The sequence below is a fragment of the Microcoleus sp. Pol12B4 genome (assembly GCF_036701385.1).
Classification (GTDB): domain Bacteria; phylum Cyanobacteriota; class Cyanobacteriia; order Cyanobacteriales; family Microcoleaceae; genus Microcoleus.
On the sequence record NZ_JAUBQR010000371.1, the window covers coordinates 1 to 3,209 of the forward strand.

Below are 3,209 nucleotides of genomic sequence, written 5' to 3' on the forward strand. Positions count from 1 at the left end.
AGTTTATTAATGTGTGTTTTTTTAGGTATAGAGACTTATCACAAATTTAAGTGCGCTAAACCGTACCTACAAGTTGGCGGTATCCTACACATGAAAGCAACTTTGGTAGATATAATGTAATAGAACTGAGATCATTCCAACTAGGTAAGCGCGGATACAAAAGTTGATAAAGCTGGAACAAGAATTGCCTAGTTCTTATTAAATGCCAGAATTCCTTCTGGCGCTACACGTACAAAGTCTGTATTAAATGCCAGAATTCCTTCTGGCGCTACACCTACAAAGTCTGCATCCAGGGACTGTGAGATTTTTTGAAAATGTTTACTACCACAGGAGAAGATTGATATGACAGATCCAAAAGTAACCGAGGAACCAATTTTAGAGGCAACTGTCGAAACGACGGAGCTCGTCAAGAAAGAGATGCCCGACGCGACTGATGAGGCGATCGCAGAAACTGCGGCGCTGTTTGAAGCAATTAAAAAACGCGCCACCGCCGAAGTGCAAGCAGCGGGCGAACTCACCCGCGAAGCTTATTTAAAAGCTGTGAATAAGGCCTCCGGGGCGATCGAAGAAAATAAGGATCTCGCCCACGAGAGATTCACAGAAGCAGTCAAGCTGATTAAAAAAGAAACTGAGAAAAATTGGCTGGTGGTAGATGCGATTAAAACGCGGGCGCAAGCGCAGGTGCAAGATGCCGGCGAAGTCAGTCGCGAAGCTTATTTGAAAGCAGTGCGACAAGCGCGAGAAGCGGTGGAACAAAATAAATTGATCGAACGCGATCGCATCGAACAAGCTGTTGACCACATTCACACGGAAGCTGAAAAGAATTGGCACGTTATTGTGAAGCAAATTGAGTCGATAGGCACTCGCTTGACGGATGCGGCTAAGTCTGCATGGACAGCACTGACGGCGTTTTTTGACAAGTCTCACAGCGATCGCGGGGATTCCTAGAAGGGCCAGCCGGGGGTTGGGAACTCCCAGCGGCTTGTTAGGGTAGTTAGCTTTGGAATTAATTCCAAAGCTAATGGCGATCGTGGGTGTATTTGCATTCAGCAGAAGTTTCAGGCATACTGCATAATTAAAAAGCTTTATTTTTAGTCCACAACCCCCAATTATGAGAAGTTACTACTGCGGCGAACTGCGAAGCGAACACATCGGAGAGACTGTCACCCTTTACGGCTGGGTGGATCGCCGCCGCGATCATGGCGGGGTGATTTTTCTGGATGTGCGCGATCGATCGGGTATCGTGCAAATTGTCAGCGATCCTGAACGCACCCCCGATTCCTATCACGGGGCTGAGGCTTTACGCAGCGAATACGTGGTTAAAATTACTGGGCGAGTCACCGGCCGCCCCGAAGATTCCCTCAACCCGAAATTGCCTACGGGTGAGGTGGAAATTTATGCTGACGAAATTGAGTTGTTAAATGCGGTTCGCAAACAGTTACCGTTTCAGGTGGCGACGGCGGAAAATGAAAGCGTGCGGGAAGATTTGCGCCTGAAATATCGCTATTTGGACTTGCGGCGCGATCGTATGAGTCGCAATTTGCAGCTTCGCCACCAAGTTGTGAAAGCGATGCGCCGCCACTTGGAAGATGTGGGAGGTTTTATTGAAGTTGAAACACCGATTTTAACTCGATCGACTCCTGAAGGTGCGAGAGATTATTTAGTGCCCAGCCGCGTCAATTTGGGCGAATGGTACGCTTTGCCGCAGTCGCCGCAGTTGTTCAAACAATTGTTAATGGTTTCGGGTTTGGACAGATATTATCAAATTGCGCGCTGTTTCCGCGATGAAGATTTGCGCGCCGACAGACAGCCGGAATTCACACAATTAGACATGGAAATGAGTTTCATGTCTTTAGAAGAAGTTATCGAATTAAACGAAGGTTTAGTCTCCCAGATTTTCCAAAGTGTCAAAGGCGTAGAATTGCCTCGTCCTTTTCCGCGCTTGACTTACGCTGAAGCAATGGATCGCTACGGTAGCGACAAACCAGACACTCGCTTCGGTATGGAATTAGTCGATGTTTCCGATTTGATGAAAGATTCGGGATTTAAAGTATTTTCCGGGGCGGTTGCTGCGGGCGGAATTGTGAAAGTTTTGCCGATTCCCGGCGGGAATGATGCGATTTCTAACGTGCGGATTAAACCGGGCGGCGATTTGTTTAAGGAAGCCAGCGAAGCGGGTGCGAAGGGATTGGCTTACATTCGCGTGCGGGATAACGGCGAAATTGATACGATCGGCGCAATTAAGGATAATTTGACGGAAGCGCAGAAACAGGAATTGCTCGATCGCACGGGCGCGCAACCCGGTCATTTGTTGTTATTCGCAGCGGCTGACGTGACAACTGTCAATAAGACTTTGGATAGATTGCGTTTGTTCGTCGGTAACGAATTGGGATTGATTGATAAAGACAAGATGAATCTGCTGTGGGTGACAGATTTCCCGATGTTTGAATGGAACGCTGACGAGAAGCGTTTGGAAGCTTTGCACCACCCGTTTACTGCGCCGCATCCTGACGATATTAATGATTTGAAAACTGCGAGGGCTCAAGCTTACGATTTGGTGTTAAACGGTACAGAAGTCGGCGGCGGTTCTCTGCGGATTTATCAGCGGGATGTTCAGGAAAAGGTGTTTGAGGCGATCGGCTTATCGACGGAGGAAGCTTACAATAAGTTTGGCTTTTTGTTGGATGCGTTTGAGTATGGAACTCCGCCCCACGGAGGCATTGCCTACGGTTTGGATCGGTTGGTAATGCTGTTAGCTGGCGAGGAATCTATTCGGGACGTAATGGCTTTTCCGAAGACGCAGCAAGCGGGGTGTTTGTTGACAAATGCGCCGTCTGGGGTGGATGAGAAGCAGTTGAAGGAGTTGCAAGTGCGATCGACTTATACGCCCAAGTCATAAGTATGTAAAATACCTTGACCATTCTCAATCATCCTTTCAGGGCGGGCTAGAAGCCCACCCCACAATAAAATTCATCTGTTGTGGAACAGGCATCTTGCCTGTTCTTGAGAATGGTGCAAGATGTGTGATAAAATAGAGTTAGAATAAAAAAAAGTTTTCATATTAACACTTTTTTTAACGGCTATGGCAATAATTATGATTCAAGTTGATGAAAATATTAAGACAGCTTTTGAAGAAGCTAGTCCTAAGACTCAGCAAGAGTTAAGTTCGATTATTCAATTGTTTTTTAGACAAAATTTACACAATAAAA

Annotated in this window: 2 protein-coding genes; both read left to right on the top strand. The window is 46.7% G+C overall.

What is annotated here, in order from left to right; genetic code table 11:
* Positions 1–342 precede the first annotated feature (342 nt).
* Entirely contained in the window at positions 343–948 is a 606-nt protein-coding gene (locus QUA38_RS28150) for a hypothetical protein (RefSeq protein ID WP_333167694.1), read from the top strand.
* Between the two features lie 163 nt (positions 949–1,111).
* Positions 1,112–2,899, top strand: coding sequence for an aspartate--tRNA ligase (aspS, locus tag QUA38_RS28155; RefSeq protein ID WP_333167696.1), 1,788 nt, complete (start codon positions 1,112–1,114; stop codon positions 2,897–2,899).
* Positions 2,900–3,209 lie beyond the last annotated feature (310 nt).